Raw genomic sequence first — 16,662 nt, 5'->3', positions numbered from 1 at the left:
AGATCACGCCGGACCGGCCGCTCGCGGACCACCGCCGAGCGGGCCAGCGCCAGGTCGACCACCGCCACCACTGTGAGCACCAGCGCCCAGCCGACCGGTCCGGTGATCCGCTCGTACGCCAGCAGCGGCAGCACCGGCTGGGCGGCCAGCACCGTGGCGAAGCGTGGCGCACGCAGACCCGTCCCGTACGCGTACCCGAGCGCGACGAGCGTGGTGACCAGGAAGATCGTCCCGGCGAACGCGGCACCTGATCCGTCGCCGCCGATCCGGTCGACGGCCCACAACGCGTACCCGGCCAGCGGCACCAGCAGCAACCCGACCGCGGCGATGGTCTCGGCGGTGGAGGTGAGCCCGCGCCGGGCCAGGACCGGCGGGGCCAGCAGCATCAGCGCCGTCGCCACCAGCAGCACGCCGAGGCGGGCCAGCGCGTCCATCGAACTGGTGGCGACCGCGGCGAAGACCACCGCGGCGACGCCGAGCAGGAGCGCGCCCAGCCCGAGCGGGATGTTCTGCACCTCCCGCGAGGACGCCTCGGGCGGGTGCTCCGGGTCGTCCGCGTCGAGCCAGCGCGGGCGACCGCGCGGCGGCGGCGGGGGCAGATCCTCCGGCGGCCCGGGCGGCGGGGTGCCCTGGCGGGGCACCCGGGGCGGGGCGCCGGTGGCCGCGGTGGGCGGGCGGCGGCCGGGCCGGCGGCGCAGCACCCGGCGCGGCCGGGTGGCCTGCCGGATCCGTTCCTCACCGGCGTGCGCCAGGATGTCCCGCTGGAAGAGGGCGGCCTGCATCTTGGCGGCGATCTGCCGCTGTTCCCGGGCGATCTCCGCGTCGCGGGCCTTCATCTCGGCGATCGAGCGCTCGATGTCGGCCAGGTGCTCGGCCCACTGCGGCTGGTGCGCGCCGCAGTGCGGGCAGACGACGGCGGGCTTGATGTCCTGCCCGCACGAGGCGCACCTGAAGCTCTCCACGACAGTCTCCCGTCCGCCCGTGCCCCCGCACTGTGGACCTCCCAGAGGCAGCATGCCTTGAGTGGGCCGGGATTTCGACAGTTGCCGCCGCGTTCCGGACAACAAAAACGGACCGGCCGCCGGGAGACGTTCCCCGGCGGCCGGTCCGCGCGCTCAGCGGATCAGGGGCGGCCCATGCCGCGGTACTCCCAGCCGGCCTGCGTCCACAGTGTGGAGTCGAGGCAGTTGCGCCCGTCGACCACCTTGCGGCCGTTCGCCAGCTCGCCCAGGGCGACCGGGTCGGCGTTGCGGAACTCGGCCCACTCGGTGAGCACGCAGACCAGGTCGGCGCCGCGGACGGCGTCGTTCATCGTCTCCTCGTACGTCAGCTCGGGCACCGCCCGGCGCGCGTTCTCGACCCCCTGCGGGTCGAACACGTGCACGTCGGCGCCGGCCTTGCCGAGCAGCGAGGCGACCGCGAGCGCCGGCGCGTCGCGTACGTCATCGGTGTTGGGTTTGAACGTGGCGCCGAGCACCGCGACCCGCGTGCCGGACAGGTCCGGGCCGGCCGGCCCGGAGCGGCGGCCGAGCAGCTCGGCGGCGAGCTGCACGACGCGGCTGCGGCGGCGCTGGTTGATCAGGTCGACCTCGTGCAGGAAGCGCAACGCCTCACCGGCGCCCAGCTCCTGCGCGCGGGCCTGGAAGGCGCGGATGTCCTTGGGCAGGCAGGCGCCGCCGAAGCCGAGCCCGGCCTGGAGGAAGCGGTTGCCGATGCGCGGGTCGTAGCCGATCGAGCGGGCGAGCTGGGTGACGTCGCCGCCGGCCGCCTCGCAGACCTCGGCCATCGCGTTGATGAAGGAGATCTTGGTGGCGAGGAACGCGTTCGCGGCGACCTTGACCAGCTCGGCGGTCGCGAAGTCGGTGACCACCAGCGGCACCTCGCGGTCCTCGGTGGCGGCCAGGTCGAAGACGCCCTTGTGGGCGGCGAACAGCATGCCGTTGGCCCACTCGCTCTTGACGCCGACCACGATCCGGTTCGGACGCAGTACGTCGTCGACGGCGAAGCCCTCCTGGAGGAACTCGGGGCTCCACGCCACCTCGACGCCGAGGTCGGCCGGGGTGTGCTTGCCGACGAGCTGCTCCACCCACTCGGCGGTGCCCACCGGCACGGTGGACTTGCCGACGATCAGCGCCTTGCGGGTCAGGTGCTGGGCGAGGCTGGTCACCGACGCCTCGACGTACGACAGGTCGGCGCCCATCCCGTCGGCCCGCTGCGGGGTGCCGACGCAGATGAAGTGGACGTCGCCGAAGTCGGCGGTCTCCTGGATGTCGGTGCTGAACCGCAGTCGGCCGGCGGCGAGGTTGCGCCGCAGCAGCTCGTCGAGGCCCGGCTCGTGGATCGGCACCTCGCCGGCGTTCAGCTTGGCGATCTTGTCGGCGTCCACGTCGAAGCCGAGCACCTCGTAGCCCAGCTCCGCATAGCAGATGGCGTAGGTCGCACCGAGGTAGCCGGTGCCGAGGAACGTCACCCGGGGGCGGGCGGCGCCGGACGGCGGGGTCACCGCGGCGATGGCGGGCATCGGCTGGGTGTTCGGGTACGGAATCGTCACGCCTGTCTTCTCCGCTCGCACTGGCGGCGCTTCCACGCGTCGCATTCTGCTGGGGCGCCGAGGCCGGGCACCGAGGGAACTGGATGTCTGCTGTGAGGGTAATGGGGTCGGGCGGGCGAGGCTCGGGCGCGAGCCTACCCGCCGGTAAGGTTCGGCCGGGGCCGGTGGCTATCCTTCAGTTTGCGGCAGTCGTCGGCCCCCGGGCGGCACAGACTGCGCATGATAGCGGTGAAAGGGGAGGGCCGACATGGCCGCAGAGCAGTCGTTCGACGTCTACCGGTTGCCGGAGGAGCACGAGGCGATCCGGGAGGCGGTCCGTGAGGTCTGTGCGGCCAAGGTGGCTCCGCACGCCGCCGAGGCCGATGAGACAGGTGAGTTCCCCAAGGCGTCGTACGAGGCCCTGCGCGCCGCCGACTTCCACGCCCCGCACATCCCGGTCGAGTACGGCGGCGCCGGCGCGGATGCCCTGGCCACGGCCATCGTGATCGAAGAGGTGGCCCGGGCCTGCGCGTCGTCCTCGCTGATCCCGGCGGTGAACAAGCTGGGCACCATGCCGCTGCTGCTGGCCGGCTCCGAGGAGCTGAAGCGCACGTACCTCACCCCGGTCGCGGCCGGGGAGGGCATGTTCTCCTACTGCCTCTCCGAGCCCGAGGCGGGCAGCGACGCCGCCTCCATGACGACCAAGGCGGTACGTGACGGAGACCACTGGGTACTCAACGGCGTGAAGCGGTGGATCACCAACGCGGGCGTGTCCGAGTACTACACCGTGTTCGCCGTGACCGATCCCACAGCCCGGTCCCGCGGCATCTCCGCGTTCGTGGTGGAGAAGTCCGACCCGGGCGTCAGCTTCGGCGCCCCGGAGAAGAAGCTCGGCATCAAGGGCTCGCCCACCCGCGAGGTCTACTTCGACAACGTCCGGATCCCCGCCGACCGCATGATCGGCGCCGAGGGCACCGGCTTCGCCACCGCCATGAAGACGCTGGACCACACCCGGGTCACCATCGCCGCCCAGGCGATCGGCATCGCCCAGGGCGCGCTGGACTACGCCAAGGGCTACGTCCAGGAGCGCAAGCAGTTCGGCAAGGCGGTAGCCGACTTCCAGGGCATCCAGTTCATGCTCGCCGACATGGGCATGAAGCTGGAGGCGGCGCGGCAGCTCACGTACGCCGCCGCCGGCAAGTCCGAGCGCGGCGACGCGGACCTGACCTACTTCGGCGCGGCCGCCAAGTGCTTCGCGTCCGACGCCGCCATGGAGATCACCACCGACGCGGTCCAGCTGCTCGGCGGCTACGGCTACACCCGTGACTACCCGGTCGAGCGGATGATGCGGGACGCCAAGATCACCCAGATCTACGAGGGCACCAACCAGGTGCAGCGCATCGTCATGGCGCGTCAGCTGCTCAAGGGCTGACGAACGACGTTCGGGCGGGCCGGTCACGTACCGGCCCGCCCGCACGCGTTCAACGGCTCTCGGTGCCCTCCGGCCGGCCCGCCCCGCGCGGGGGCGCGGACCACGGCGACTCGCCGCCGGTGCGGCGGGGCAGCGGTTCGGTGGGGGTCTCCGGGTACGCCAGCGTGAGCGGCGGCGTGTCCGGGTCCTTCGCCGGCGCCGGCGGCCAGTCGGTGAGCGCCGGCTTGTGCTCCACCGGTGTGACGGCCGGGGTCAGCTCCGCCTCGGCCGTCGCGGGAGTGGCGGGACGCCGCCAGCGGCTGGTGCTGAACACGGCCATCAGCAGCAGCACGCCGATGAGGAACAGCGTGCCGTTGTCCAACGGATCGCGCAGCGGCAGCGGGTCACCGAGCAGCTTCAGGTCGTCCGGCACCCGGTCCCGCACGCTGAACGGCGCGACGAACAGCCCGAGGTACGGGACCGCGAGCAGCAGGCCGGCCGCCAGCGGGCCGAACGGCGAGAAGCGCAACGTGCCGAGCAGGCCGAGCAGGATGCCGGCGACGCCCAGATAGACGGCCGGCTCGATCAGGTTCGGCGTGCTGTACGTCCCGATCTCCACCCAGCGGTCGACGGTCCGCTCAGATCCGTCCTGACCGAGCGTGACGAGCACCCAGGTGACGGGCGCCACCGCCAACCCGGCGAGGAAGCTCCAGAGATGTCGCATCCGCGCACCGTACCGTTTTCGGCATGACAGATCATCCCGCGGTCCCGCCGGGTAAGCCGACCTCGTACTCCCGCGTCACGCTCAGTCGCATCATGACCGCGGTCGATGTCAATCTGTACGGGACCGTGCACGGTGGGGTACTGATGAAATTCGTTGACGACGTTGCCGGCGCGGCGGCGGCGCGGCACAGCGGCGGCACCGCGGTGACCGCGTCCATCGACGAGATCGTCTTCTCCGAGCCGGTCCGGGTGGGCGATCTCGTGCACGCCCACGCGCAGATCAACTGGACCGGCCAGACCTCGATGGAGGTCGGGGTGAAGGTGGTCGCCGAACGCTGGGACTCGGCCGAGGAGGAGCCGGTCCGGGTCGCCACCGCGTACCTGGTGTTCGTGGGCGTCGACGTGGGTGGCACGCCCCGGCCGGTCCGCCCGGTGCTGCCCGAGACGCCGGAGGACGAGCGCCGCTTCCGGGAGGCCGAGATCCGGCGCGCGCACCGGCTGGCCCGCCGCCGCGCGATCCAGGCCCACCGCGCCGGCTGAGGTGTAAGGAAGGGCCCCTTGTTAACGCCTCCGGTAGAGGAGGGGACCCCTATTAACACCCCGCCGACACGCGCCGCCTCCGCCGGCGCCCGGACACCCGCGGAGGGCGAGGTGTTAACAAGGGGCCCTTCCCATACACGAGGCGTTAATAGGGGCCCTTCCTTGCACGCGGGCCACATGGGGTGGGGGTTCGGGGTGTGGGCGGGGCACGCCCCGTACGGCGTACCCGGCGCGGACAATGGCGGCACGAGGTAGGGCAAGATGGCGCCACGGCTCCGGCACACCGTCGTGGCGGGCCCAGGGGAGGGTGGAACAGTGGCTGACGTGCTGTGGACGCCGCCGGCGGACGTGCGGGAGCGGTCCCGGATCGGTGACTACCTGCGCTGGCTGGCCGAGCACCGCGGGCTGGAGTTCGCCGACTACGACGCGTTGTGGCAGTGGTCGGTGACGGACCTGGAGGCGTTCTGGCGCTCGATCTGGGACTACTTCGACGTGGTCGCGCACACCCCGCCGACCGCCACCCTCACCGACCGGGCCATGCCGGGCACCCGCTGGTTCCCCGGCGCGACGCTCAACTACGCCGAGAACGTGCTGCGCATGCCGGGTCTGGGTGACGACGACCCGGCGGTGATCGCGCACGGTCAGACCCGCGCGCCGGAGACGCTCACCGCCGCCGAGCTGCGCGAGCGGGTCCGCCGGGTGGCGGCCGGGCTGCGCCGCCTCGGCGTGGGACCGGGGGACCGGGTGGCCGCGTACGCGCCGAACATCCCGGAGACGTACGTCCTGCTGCTCGCCACCGCCAGCCTCGGCGCGATCTTCTCGTCCTGCGCGCCCGAGTTCGGTACCCGCAGCGTCACCGACCGCTGGCAGCAGATCGAGCCCACGGTGCTGGTCGCCGTCGACGGCTACCGGTACGGCGACAAGCCGGTCGACAGGCGCGCCGAGGTGGCTGCCATCCGGGCCGCGCTGCCGTCGCTGCGGCACACGGTCGCCGTCGCGTACCTCGATCCGGATGGCCCGGTCCCCGACGGCGCGCTGCCGTGGGCGGAGCTGGCGGCGCCAACGGACGAGCCGTTGACGTTCACGCCGGTGGCGTTCGACCACCCGCTCTACGTGCTCTACTCCTCCGGCACCACCGGCCTGCCCAAGCCGATCGTGCACGGCCACGGCGGCATCCTGCTGGAACACCTCAAGATGCTGGCGCTGCACCACGACCTGGGCCCGTCCGACCGGTTCCTGTGGTTCACCACGACCGGCTGGATGATGTGGAACTTCCTGGTCTCCGGCCCGGCGGTGGGCGCGGCGATCGTATTGTTCGACGGCAACCCGGGCCACCCCGACCTGGGCGCGCTGTGGCGGCTGGCCGCCGACACCGGCACCACGTACTTCGGCACGTCCGCGCCGTTCCTGCTGGCCTGCCGCAAGGCCGGGCTGGTGCCGCGCGAGGTCGCCGACATGTCCGCGGTGCGCGGCCTCGGTTCGACCGGCGCGCCGCTGCCGGCCGAGGGCTTCACCTGGGTGTACGAGAACGTGAGCGACCGCCTCCAGCTCCAGTCGCTGTCCGGCGGCACGGACGTGTGCACCGGGTTCGTCGGCGGCGTGCCGCTGCTGCCGGTGTACGCGGGGGAGATCGCCTGCCGGGCGCTGGGCGCGAAGGTGGAGGCCCGCTCGGCCGACGGCAGCGCGGTGATCGGGCAGCTCGGCGAGCTGGTGATCACCGAGCCGATGCCGAGCATGCCGGTCGGGTTCTGGAACGACCCGGACGGCGCGCGCTACCGGGAGGCGTACTTCGAGGTCTATCCCGGGGTGTGGCGGCACGGCGACTGGATCACGGTGAACGAGCGCGGCGGGTGCGTGATCACCGGCCGGTCCGACGCCACGCTCAACCGGGGCGGCGTACGCCTCGGGACGGCCGAGTTCTACTCGGTGGTCGAGGGGCTGGACGAGGTGGTCGACTCGGTGGTCGTGCACCTGGAGGACGACGAGGGCGGCGCGGGTGAGCTGCTGCTGTTCGTGGTGCTCGCCGAGGGCCTGGAACTCGATGACGACATGCGGAAGAAGATCTGCCGGGAGCTGCGTACGGCGCTGTCGCCGCGGCACGTGCCGGACGAGATCCACCAGGTCCGGGCCGTGCCCCGCACGCTGAGCGCGAAGAAGCTGGAGGTGCCGGTCAAGAAGATCCTGACGGGTACGCCGGTGGACAGCGCTGCGGCCAAGGGCGCCCTGGCCAACCCCGAGTCCCTGACGGCGTTCGCCGCCCTGGCCCAGCGCCGGGCCACCACCGACAGCCCCGTCTCCCCTAGCTGATCCCGGGGAGGGCGGGGGTCAGGGAAGGGTGTGGGTGGTCTTCTCGGTTTCGGCGCGGGAAGCCAGGCGGGTCGGGTCGGGGTGGGCGCACGCCACCACGCTGGCGCCTGCCGTGAGCGGGGTGAGCAGCCAGTCGACCGGGTCGGGGTGGACTGTCACGTCGACCAGGAGGCGGTCGCCCTGGGTCAGGCCCAGCTCGGTGGCGCGGGCCGCCGCGCGGGCCAGCAGCGCCGCGTCCCCGTCCCCGGCGGCCGGGTACGGCGTGAAGTGGTCGCCGTGCCCGCGTACCGCCGCGACGAAGTCGGTGCAGCCCGCCGGCACCTGCCGCATCGGCAGCGCGAACGGGTCGAGCGCCAGCGCGTACCGCTCGCCGGCCGGCCACCCGGCCGCCTCGTCGACCCGGTCGACTGCGACGAACAGCGCCTCCACCGGCCCCGGCGTGCCGGCCACCGTCAGCTTCGCCGACCAGCAGCCGAGCAGCACCGCGGCGGTCTGCCAGTGCGGCGGCAGCAGCATCCCGGCCGTGTCGCCGGGCGCGGCGCCCACCTCGTCGGTGAGCAGGTTCGCGGTCTTCGCCACCCAGTTCGCGAGCGTCGCCCCGGAGAGTTCGGTGCGCTCGCCGGTGGCGTCGTCGTACCAGGTCAGCAGCGGTCGGGTGGGGTCGGTCGCGATCGCGTCGGCGAACACCCGGGCAATGTTGTCGGCCATCGGCGCGAACGATACGCGCCCCGCGTGCGTACTCGATGACAACGACAAGTCGGCGTACCGTCGGGTCGCGGTCAGCGCCTTCCGCCGGGCCCGGCGTAGGCTTGCCGAGAGTGTTCTTCCCCACAACTGCGCCACCTGAGGAGTCGCCCCGTGACCGCCGGTCGCCCGCCCCGCGTTCTCATCGACGCCACGAGTGTCCCCGCCGACCGTGGCGGCGTCGGTAGATACGTCGACGGACTGCTCGGCGCGCTGGGCCGGGTCTGCGGCACCAGCGTCGACCTGGCCGTGGTCAGCCTCCGTACCGACCTGGAGCGCTACACCCGGATGCTGCCCGGCGCGGAGGTGATCCCCGCCCCGGCGGCGGTCGCGCACCGGCCGGCGCGGCTGGCCTGGGAGCAGACCGGCCTGCCGCTGCTGGCCCAGCAGGTCGGCGCCGAGGTGCTGCACTCGCCCTTCTACACCTGCCCGCTGCGCGCCGGCTGCCCGGTGACTGTCACCGTGCACGACGCGACGTTCTTCACCGAGCCGGAGCACTACGACAAGTCGCGCCGGACGTTCTTCCGCAGCGCGATCAAGACGTCGCTGCGCCGGGCCGGCCGGGTGATCGTGCCGAGCAAGGCGACCCGCGACGAGCTGATCCGGCTGCTGGACGCCGACCCGACCCGGATCGACGTCGCCTACCACGGCGTCGACCAGGACGCGTTCCACGCGCCCGGTGACGAGGAGAAGGCACGTGTCCGGGCCCGCCTGGGCCTCGGCGACAGCAGCTACATCGCGTTCCTCGGGGCCAAGGAGCCGCGCAAGAACGTACCCAACCTGATCCGCGGCTGGGCCCGGGCGGTGGCCGACCGGCCGAACCCGCCCGCGCTGGTGGTGGCCGGCGGCCAGGGCCACGACGACGACATCGACCGCGCGGTGGCCGAGGTCCCGTCGCATCTGCGGCTGCTGCGCCCGGGTTACCTGCGCTACGCCGACCTGCCCGGCTTCCTCGGCGGCGCGCTGGTGGCGGCCTACCCCTCGTACGGCGAGGGTTTCGGCCTGCCGATCCTGGAGGCGATGGCGTGCGCCGCCCCGGTGCTCACCACGCCGCGCCTGTCCCTGCCCGAGGTGGGCGGCGACGCGGTGGCCTACACCAGCGAGGACCCGGACCAGATCGCCACCGACCTGGCCGCCCTGCTGGACGACGAGCAGCGGCGGCTGTCCCTGGCCAAGGCCGGTTTCGACAGGGCCAAGGAGTTCACCTGGGAGTCCAGCGCGGAGGTCCACATCGCGGCGTGGCGACGGGCCCGGTCCTGAGCGCCGGCTGCCGGTCCCGGGCGACCGACCGTGACGGCTCGCCCGCTTCGGGCATGATGTGCTGATGTTCTACGCCGTCATCCCGGCGGGCGGCAGCGGCACGAGGTTGTGGCCGTTGTCCCGTGCCGGCCATCCCAAATTCCTCCACCCGCTGACCGGCACCGCCGCCTCGCTGTTGCAGGCCACTGTCGACCGGTTGTCGCCGCTGACCACTCCGGAGCGCACGCTCGTGGTCACCGGTGCCGCGCACGCCGCGGCGGTGGCTCGGCAACTGGCTGGCCTGCCGGAGGAGAACATCCTGGTCGAGCCGTCGCCGCGCGACTCGTGTGCCGCGATCGCGCTGGCCGCCGCGGTGATCGCCACCCGGACCCCGGACGCGGTGATGGGTTCGTTCGCCGCCGACCACCTGATCGGCGACCCGGCCCGGCTGGCCGAGGTGGTACGGCAGGCCATCCGGGGCGCGGAGCAGGGGCTGCTGATGACTGTGGGCATCACCCCGACGCGTCCGGAGACCGGCTACGGCTACCTGGAGACCGGCGAGCCGGTGGGCGACGGCACGCTGCGCCCGGTACGCGAGTTCAAGGAGAAGCCGGCCGCCGAGGTGGCCGAGGTGTACGTCCGTTCCGGGCGGCACCTCTGGAACGCCAGCATGTTCGTCTGGCGGGTGGACGTCTTCCTGTCCGAGCTGGCCCGCCAGCAGCCGGAGCTGCACGCCGGGATCACCGCCATCGCGGCGGCCTGGGGCACCCCGGAGCAGGACGACGTGCTCGGCCGGATCTGGCCGACGCTGCCGAAGATCTCGGTCGACTACGCGGTGATGGAGGGCGCGGCGACTGCGGGCCGGGTGGGCACGGTGCCCGGCGACTTCGGCTGGAACGACGTGGGCGACTTCCACACGCTCGGCGAGGTGCTGCCCGCCGACGGCGCCGGCAACGTGGTGCTGGGCGGGGACGCGAAGCCGGGCGTGCTGCTGCACGACACCACGGGCACCGTGGTGGTGCCGCACTCCGGCCGGCTGGTGGCGACCGTCGGGGTGCACGACCTGATCGTCGTGGACACCCCGGACGCGCTGCTGGTGTGCCCGCGCGACCGCGCGCAGGACGTGAAGAAGATCGTGGACGAGCTGAAGGAACGCGGCGAGGAGGGCCTGGTCTGATCCGTCGGGCGGCCGGGACGCGTCCGGCGGCGCGGCGCGGTACCGCCGCTCAGCCGCCGGCGTGGCGGGCCAGCACCGCGAGCGCCGGCGGCACGAGCTGGGCGGTGGCGTGGGCGAGCGGCTCGGGCAGCCGGTCCGGCGGGAACCAGCCGAGCGCCTCGGACTCCGCGCTGACCCGCTCGACCGCGCCCGCCGGGGCCAGGGCGGCGTACCGGACGTCGTAGTGGAACGACCCGCCCTGGCAGGTGACCTCGTGGATGTCCACGTCGATCGGCTCCGGCTCGACGGTCAGGCCGGTGATGCCGGACTCCTCGGTGGCCTCGCGCAGCGCGGCGGCCACGAGCGTCCGGTCGCCGGGCTCGCAGTGCCCGCCGAGCTGCATCCACCTGCGGATCTTGCCGTGCAGGCAGAGCAGCACCCGGCCGTCCGGGTCGAGCACCAGCGCGCTCGCCGTGACGTGCCCGGCCCGGTGCGTCCGGCTCATCGCGACCGGCCCGTCGGCCAGCAGCGCCAGCGTGCGGTCCCGGGCCGCGCCGGCGGCGGGGCTGGTCGCCGTCCAGCGGCTCAGCGTCGCGACGGCGTCGGCGTGCAGTTCGGTGTACGAGGTGAGGTCGGGCACCCGGACACTCTACGAGCGCCGCCTCCGTACCCTGGCGCGGTGACCCTGCGACTCGTCGAGTTCCTGGTGGCCGGCAACGAGGCAAGCGACCTCCTGCCGGTGCGGTCGGCCGCGCTGCTGCGGGCGCACGGCGCGCGCCGCGGCTTCTGGACCGTGCTGGACGAGGGGCCGGTCGAGCAGTGCCTGGCGCTGCTGCTGGAACGCGACGACGGCCACTGGGAGGCGCACCACGTGGCTGCCGACGCGGGCCCGGAGAACGGCCGCACCGAGGACGGCGAGGCGCTGGCCCATCACGACGGCTGGGTGTACGTCTTCGGCTCGCACTTCGGGTCCAAGCGCGGCCCGCTGCGGCCCCGGCGCGCGTTCGTGGCCCGGTTCCGGGAGGACGACGCGGTCGCCGGGCCGCTGCCGGTGCACGTGGTGCGCAACCGCTTCCGGCTGCACCGGGCGGTGAACGACGCGCTCGCCGCCGCCCCGCTGACGCTGCTGCCGGCCGGTGACCGGGTCCGGGAGCGGTTCATCGTGGAGACGCTGGCCCGGGGCACCGCCCGCGCCAAGAGCTGGGTGACCCGGCTGGCCGCCGACGACCTGCCGGTCAACGTGGAGGCGGCGGCGTTCACCCCGGCCGGTACGGCGCTGCTGGGCCTGCGGTTTCCGGTGACCGCCGCGGGGGAGCCGGTCTACGTCGAGCTGGCCGGCGTACCGGAGATGTTCGACGACCCGCAGCACTCGGGTGACCTGCGGGCGCTCGGGGCGTACGCGCTGACCGGGGTGACGCCGCCCGGCGCGCTCGCCGGTTTCCGCGCGATCACGCCGACCGGCGACGGCGGTTACGCGGCGGTGACCGGGTCGATCGACGCGCTGGGCAAGGGTTCGGTGCTGCTGGACGACCACCCGCACGGCGGTGAGGTGACCTCCCGGCACGTGCGGTTCCGGCACGACGCGGGCGGGGACGCCCTGGTGGCGGGGGAGGTGGTCGCGGAGCTGGCGCCGTTCCACCATGTGGAGGGGCTGGCCGAGCTGGCGGGACGCTGCTACTACGTCACCGACGAGGACCACCGGGTGGCGCTCTGGATCGGATGAGCGAGGGCCGGGCGGCACCCCTGCGACTGAGGTCGCAGACCCTCGTGGTGCCACCCGGCCACGCCCGTCAGCCGGCGTCCGGGTCGATGTTGCGCCCCGGCGTCGGCAGGCAACAGAGAGTTTGCCGAACCCGGCCGCCCACCGTCGAGGTTTTTCACCTGACGCTTAAAGATGGAGATTAGTACCGGCGGGTACAGTGCGAAGTGTGGCGGGCACCCCCGCCGTCCGCACGGGAGCAATCCATGTTGAAGATCATTTTCTCGGGCGAGGACGTCCTGCGGACCCGGGTCGCCCCGGCCGCGGACCCGCTCTGGGAGCTGGTCCTCAGCCTGCACCTGCTCCAGGGGCGCAGCCGGGACCCGATGATGACCACGTGGCGGCGCACCGTGGCGCACGGACTGCGGACCGACACCGACGCCGAGCAGTACCGTCTTTTGCTCGCGCTCAACCCGCCGCGCGGCTACTTCCCCGACTTCCTCACCCCGTCCGCCAGCCGGGAGGGCATCGAGGCCGGACTGGACGCGGTCCGGGGCACCCCTGTGGACATGCTGCGCCGCGACCTCACGCGGCTGGCCGGGGAGACAACGCTCCCGTCGTCGGCCAGCGCGCTCGCCCGCGGCGAACCGGAGACGCTGCACCACCTCACCGACGCCATGGCCCGCTACCAGTCGCTGGCGGTCACGCCCTACTGGGCCCGGGTGCAGGCGGCGGTCGAGGCGGACCGGGCCCGGCGTGCGCGCGCCATGCTCGACGGCGGCGCCGAAGGGCTGCTGGCCAGCCTGCGGCCGAACATGCGCTGGATCTCGGGCGTGCTGGAGGTGCTCGACTATCCGGACACCCGGGAACTGCACCTGGACGGCCGGGGGCTGCTGCTCGTGCCGTCGTTCTTCTGCTCGCGTACGCCCGTGGCGCTCGTCGACCCGACGCTGCCGCCGGTGCTGGTCTACCCGGTCGACCGGCTCGCCGGCCTGACGCCCGCGTCCGGTGCCGCCGCGTCACCGCAGGGCGAGGCGCTCGCCGCCCTGCTCGGCCGTACCCGCTCCCGGGTGCTCCAGGCCGCCGACGAGGGCTGCACCACCGGCGAGATGGCCCGCCGGCTGCGCATCTCCGCCGCCGCGGCCAGCCAGCACACCACAGTGCTGCGCAACGCGGGACTGCTGGTCAGCCAGCGTGACCGCAACACCGTCCTGCACACGCTCACCCCGCTGGGCCGGGCCGTCCTCGACGCCTGAGCACGCCCGCCGGAGTCAGAGCGCCAGCGTGGCGCTCGCGGCACTGCCGGACGGGGGCGGGAGCAACGCCGAGCCGATCCCCTCCGCGGCCAGCGCGGCGCGCAGGCGTTGCAGGTCCGCGCCGAACCGGACCAGGTCCGCCCGGTCGACCGGGGTGGGCGCCGCGCCGAGCAGCAGGCCGGTCGCCGAGGCGGGCCAGCCGGGCACTGTCGCGGCCAGTCCCTCGCGTACCTCGTCGTCGGTGACGTGGGTGAAGACGGTGCCCGGCGCGACCACGTCGGCCACCGCGCCGATCGACCGCCGCACCGCGTCCGCGTCGGCGGGCTCGGGGCCGATCCGGTCCGCGAGCGTCGCCGCCGCCCGCAGACCGGCGGCGCGCGCCTCGGCCGTGCCGAGCGAGAACAGGTCCATCGAGGCGTCGCGCACCAGCGTGCGGGCTCCCTCGTCGTCGTCCCGGGTCGCGGCGAGGTAACCCCGCACCACGGCGACCGGCACCTGGTCGCACTTGCCCTTGATCAGCTCACCGGCCGCTGCCAGCTCGTCGACCACCGCCATCTGGGTGACGAACAGCTCGTTGCCGTACGGGTCGACCTCGCCCCGATGGTCGCGGATCGCCGGCATGCCGGCGACCCCGAGCGCCACGTCGGTGAGCCCGTTGCGCCACGGCCGGCCCATCGTGTCGCTGACGATCACCGCCACGTCGAGGCCGTACCCGTCGCGCAGCGCGGCGCGCAGCGCCCGGGCGGACGCGTCCGGGTCGACGGGCAGCAGCACCAGCCGGGTCTTGTCCACGTTCGAGGCGTCGATGCCGGCGGAGGCCATCACGAACCCGTGGTGGGTCTGCACGATCCGGGTCGCGCCGCGGGTCGCCACCACCCGTGCCGTCTCCCCGGCCAGGATGCGGTCCCGCTCGGCGAGCCGTTCCGGGCCGTCGGCCGGCACGTCGACCAGCCGGCCCTCCGCCTTCGACACGATCTTGCTGGTGACCACCAGGACGTCGTGGTCGCGCAGCCAGGGCGCCGCGCCGGTGATCAGCGCCGCCAGGTCGTCGCCCTCGGTCACGTCGCCGATGCCCTGCACCGGCAGGATCTCCAGCCTCACATCAACTCCAGCGCGGCGCGCACCATCGCGGCGGTCGCCGCCTCGTCGGTCATCCGCAGCGGCGCCGCGCGGACGGTCACGTCCGGGACCACTGTGCCCTCGTCCTCCGGCGCGACCAGCCAGCCGTCGAGCAGGCCGCCCGCCGGCCGGGCGCCGTAGAGACCGCCCACACCGGCCGCGCTGCACTCCACGCCGAGCACCTCGAGGCAGCGGTCGGCCATCCCGCGTACCGGTGCGCCGCCGATGATCGGCGACACCCCGATCACCGGGGTCGATCCGCCGGTCACCGCGTCGCGCAGGCCGGGCACCGCCAGCACCGGGGCGATGCTCACCACCGGGTTGCTCGGCGCGATCAGCACCACGTCCGCGGCGGCGATCGCCTCGACCACGCCGGGCGCGGGCTTCGCCGCGTCGGCACCGACGAAGACGAACCGGTCGGTGGGTACGCCTGCGCGATGGCGAACCCACCACTCCTGGAAGTGGATCGCCCGCCGGCCCTGCTCGTCGGTGACGACGGCGTGCGTCTCCAGGCGGTCGTCGGTGGCGGGCAGCAGCCGCACGCCCGGTTGCCAGCGGGCCGCCAGCGCCTCGGTCACCTGGGACAGCGGGTAGCCGGCGTTGATCATCTGGGTGCGCACCAGGTGGGTGGCGACGTCCTTGTCGCCGAGGCCGAACCAGCTCGGCTCCGCGCCGTACGCGGCCAGCTCGTTCTTCACCGTCCAGGTCTCGCCCGCCCGGCCCCAGCCGCGCTCCGGGTCGGCGCCGCCGCCGAGCGTGTAGAGCACGCTGTCCAGGTCGGGGCAGACCTTCAGCCCGTGCAGCAGCAGATCGTCGCCGACGTTCACCACGGCGGTCACCTCGGCGCCCACCTCGCGGGCGTACGCCCGCACGCCGAGCAGGAAGCGGGCGCCCCCGATGCCGCCGGTCAGTACCACGATGCGCATGGCGTCCATCCTTCCGCACGCGCCGCCATCGATCGTCCGGTGGCCGGAGAGACTACGCTCACTTCGGCAACTGTCCGCTTTCGTCCCCTGGGGGAGTCCGTGACCAGCCCCGCCGAGCCCGCGTCCGGCGACGCCGCGCAGGCCAGCCAGTTGATCAAGCCGTTGCGCGAACTCGCAGCGTTCGTCCTTCTCGGCGCCAACGCCGTGCTTCTCTTCGTCGGCCTGGTGCGCCTGCTGCCGATCGACGACTACAGCACGGCCAGCGGCCGGGCCGGGAGCACGTATTTCACCTTCGTCGGCCTGGAGTCGACGGTTCTGCCGCTGCTCGCCGTCCTGATCGCCTCCGCGATCCTCCCGGTCGTACCGAAGGCCAAGCTGATCACGCAGGTGGCGCTCGTCGAGTACGCCGTGTCCGTGGTGTTCGGCGCGCTGACGTTCCTGATCTGGCTGGTCGGCCGGCTCGCCGACGGTGAGGTGCTGGACGCCTTCCTCGGTCTGCTCACCCGCGTGGCGTGGCTGGCGATTTTCGGGGTCGCCGCGTTCGTGGTGTTCAAGATCTGGCGCACGCTCTACTACGTGCCGAAGCCCAAGCCGCAGCCGGGCGTGTACGGCCAGGCCCAGCCCGGCTGGCCGCAGCAGCCGGGTCAGCCCGGCGGCTACCCCGGTCCGGGCGGCTACCCGCAGCAGCCGGGTCCGGGCTTCCCGCAGGCCGGCTCGCCGCCGCCCGGCTGGCCGCAGCAGCCCGGCCCGTACGGCCAGCCGCAGTCGGCGCCGCCGTTCAACACCGCCCCGCCGCACGCGCCGCAGTCCGGCCCGCCGTCCGCCGAACCGCAGTCCGGCGTCCCGTACGCCGGTCCGCAGCAGGCGCCGCAGTACGGCTCGCCGCAGTCCGCGCCGCCGTTCGGCCAGCCGCCGTCGGCCGACCCGACGCAGGCGATCCCGCGCCAGTCCGCCGAGCCGGGCGCGCCGTCGGCCGCCGCCGACGACGAGCGCACCCAGCGGTTCGACCGCG

14 protein-coding genes and 1 pseudogene are annotated in these 16,662 nt (G+C 73.6%); 8 read left to right on the top strand and 7 right to left on the bottom strand.

The features are described 5' to 3' along the window. Window positions 1-962 (bottom strand): annotated as a pseudogene (locus ACPCK6_RS27235) (SCO7613 C-terminal domain-containing membrane protein); the annotation flags it as partial. 161 nt (window positions 963-1,123) lie between these two features. Beyond that, a complete protein-coding gene (locus tag ACPCK6_RS27230) occupies window positions 1,124-2,551 on the bottom strand; it encodes a UDP-glucose dehydrogenase family protein (RefSeq protein WP_013284143.1) in 1,428 nt (475 codons plus the stop codon). A 247-nt stretch (window positions 2,552-2,798) separates the two neighbouring features. On the opposite strand from ACPCK6_RS27230, the gene ACPCK6_RS27225 reads away from it, so the two are divergent. Next, window positions 2,799-3,962 carry an acyl-CoA dehydrogenase family protein gene (locus tag ACPCK6_RS27225; RefSeq protein WP_396879984.1) on the top strand — a complete coding sequence of 388 codons (1,164 nt, stop codon included), beginning with the start codon at window positions 2,799-2,801 and terminating at the stop codon, window positions 3,960-3,962. Window positions 3,963-4,011: 49 nt separating this feature from the next. Here ACPCK6_RS27225 and ACPCK6_RS27220 read toward each other — a convergent pair whose 3' ends face one another. After that, a complete protein-coding gene (locus ACPCK6_RS27220; protein ID WP_318332454.1) occupies window positions 4,012-4,665 on the bottom strand; it encodes a hypothetical protein in 654 nt (217 codons plus the stop codon). Between the two features lie 23 nt (window positions 4,666-4,688). Between ACPCK6_RS27220 and ACPCK6_RS27215 the strand changes: the two genes are divergently transcribed. Together ACPCK6_RS27215 and ACPCK6_RS27210 are read left to right on the top strand one after the other, a co-directional pair. Continuing rightward, complete coding sequence (locus ACPCK6_RS27215) at window positions 4,689-5,204, top strand: acyl-CoA thioesterase (RefSeq protein WP_013284146.1); 516 nt, start codon at window positions 4,689-4,691, stop codon at window positions 5,202-5,204. Window positions 5,205-5,519: 315 nt separating this feature from the next. Then, window positions 5,520-7,511, top strand: coding sequence for an acetoacetate--CoA ligase (locus ACPCK6_RS27210; protein WP_423482613.1), 1,992 nt, complete (start codon window positions 5,520-5,522; stop codon window positions 7,509-7,511). An 18-nt stretch (window positions 7,512-7,529) separates the two neighbouring features. Here ACPCK6_RS27210 and ACPCK6_RS27205 read toward each other — a convergent pair whose 3' ends face one another. Next, window positions 7,530-8,219 (bottom strand): TIGR03089 family protein, encoded by a 690-nt coding sequence (locus ACPCK6_RS27205; RefSeq protein WP_423482612.1) that lies wholly within the window; start codon window positions 8,217-8,219, stop codon window positions 7,530-7,532. A 150-nt stretch (window positions 8,220-8,369) separates the two neighbouring features. Here ACPCK6_RS27205 and ACPCK6_RS27200 point away from each other — a divergent pair, with 150 nt between their 5' ends. Together ACPCK6_RS27200 and ACPCK6_RS27195 are read left to right on the top strand one after the other, a co-directional pair. Beyond that, on the top strand, window positions 8,370-9,515 hold the full coding sequence (locus ACPCK6_RS27200) for a glycosyltransferase family 4 protein (protein ID WP_194798512.1): 1,146 nt from the start codon (window positions 8,370-8,372) through the stop codon (window positions 9,513-9,515). A gap of 64 nt (window positions 9,516-9,579) precedes the next feature. After that, window positions 9,580-10,671: a mannose-1-phosphate guanylyltransferase gene (locus ACPCK6_RS27195; protein WP_194798511.1), complete on the top strand. Its 1,092-nt coding sequence runs from the start codon at window positions 9,580-9,582 to the stop codon at window positions 10,669-10,671. Window positions 10,672-10,720: 49 nt separating this feature from the next. Here ACPCK6_RS27195 and ACPCK6_RS27190 read toward each other — a convergent pair whose 3' ends face one another. Then, window positions 10,721-11,290, bottom strand: coding sequence for an NUDIX hydrolase (locus tag ACPCK6_RS27190; protein ID WP_318332458.1), 570 nt, complete (start codon window positions 11,288-11,290; stop codon window positions 10,721-10,723). A gap of 39 nt (window positions 11,291-11,329) precedes the next feature. Here ACPCK6_RS27190 and ACPCK6_RS27185 point away from each other — a divergent pair, with 39 nt between their 5' ends. Together ACPCK6_RS27185 and ACPCK6_RS27180 are read left to right on the top strand one after the other, a co-directional pair. Further along, entirely contained in the window at window positions 11,330-12,373 is a 1,044-nt protein-coding gene (locus tag ACPCK6_RS27185) for a hypothetical protein (RefSeq protein WP_396879989.1), read from the top strand. A 242-nt stretch (window positions 12,374-12,615) separates the two neighbouring features. Then, window positions 12,616-13,605, top strand: a complete 990-nt coding sequence (locus ACPCK6_RS27180; protein ID WP_396879990.1) for an ArsR/SmtB family transcription factor — start codon at window positions 12,616-12,618, stop codon at window positions 13,603-13,605. Window positions 13,606-13,620: 15 nt separating this feature from the next. Here the strand turns inward: ACPCK6_RS27180 and ACPCK6_RS27175 are convergent, their stop codons facing one another. Together ACPCK6_RS27175 and cofD are read right to left on the bottom strand one after the other, a co-directional pair. Beyond that, window positions 13,621-14,706: a coenzyme F420-0:L-glutamate ligase gene (locus tag ACPCK6_RS27175; protein WP_423482611.1), complete on the bottom strand. Its 1,086-nt coding sequence runs from the start codon at window positions 14,704-14,706 to the stop codon at window positions 13,621-13,623. After that, window positions 14,703-15,650 (bottom strand): 2-phospho-L-lactate transferase, encoded by a 948-nt coding sequence (gene cofD, locus ACPCK6_RS27170; RefSeq protein WP_423482610.1) that lies wholly within the window; start codon window positions 15,648-15,650, stop codon window positions 14,703-14,705. The genes ACPCK6_RS27175 and cofD overlap by 4 nt, the downstream gene beginning before the upstream one ends. 99 nt (window positions 15,651-15,749) lie before the next feature. Between cofD and ACPCK6_RS27165 the strand changes: the two genes are divergently transcribed. Then, a partial coding sequence (locus tag ACPCK6_RS27165; protein WP_423482609.1) for a hypothetical protein occupies window positions 15,750-16,662 on the top strand: 913 nt, incomplete at its 3' end.

It is taken from the genome of Micromonospora sp. AB353 (assembly GCF_049538395.1).
Lineage (GTDB): Bacteria > Actinomycetota > Actinomycetes > Mycobacteriales > Micromonosporaceae > Micromonospora > Micromonospora aurantiaca.
Note: the sequence above shows the minus strand (reverse complement) of the source record. Positions and strands in the feature narration are given on the sequence as shown.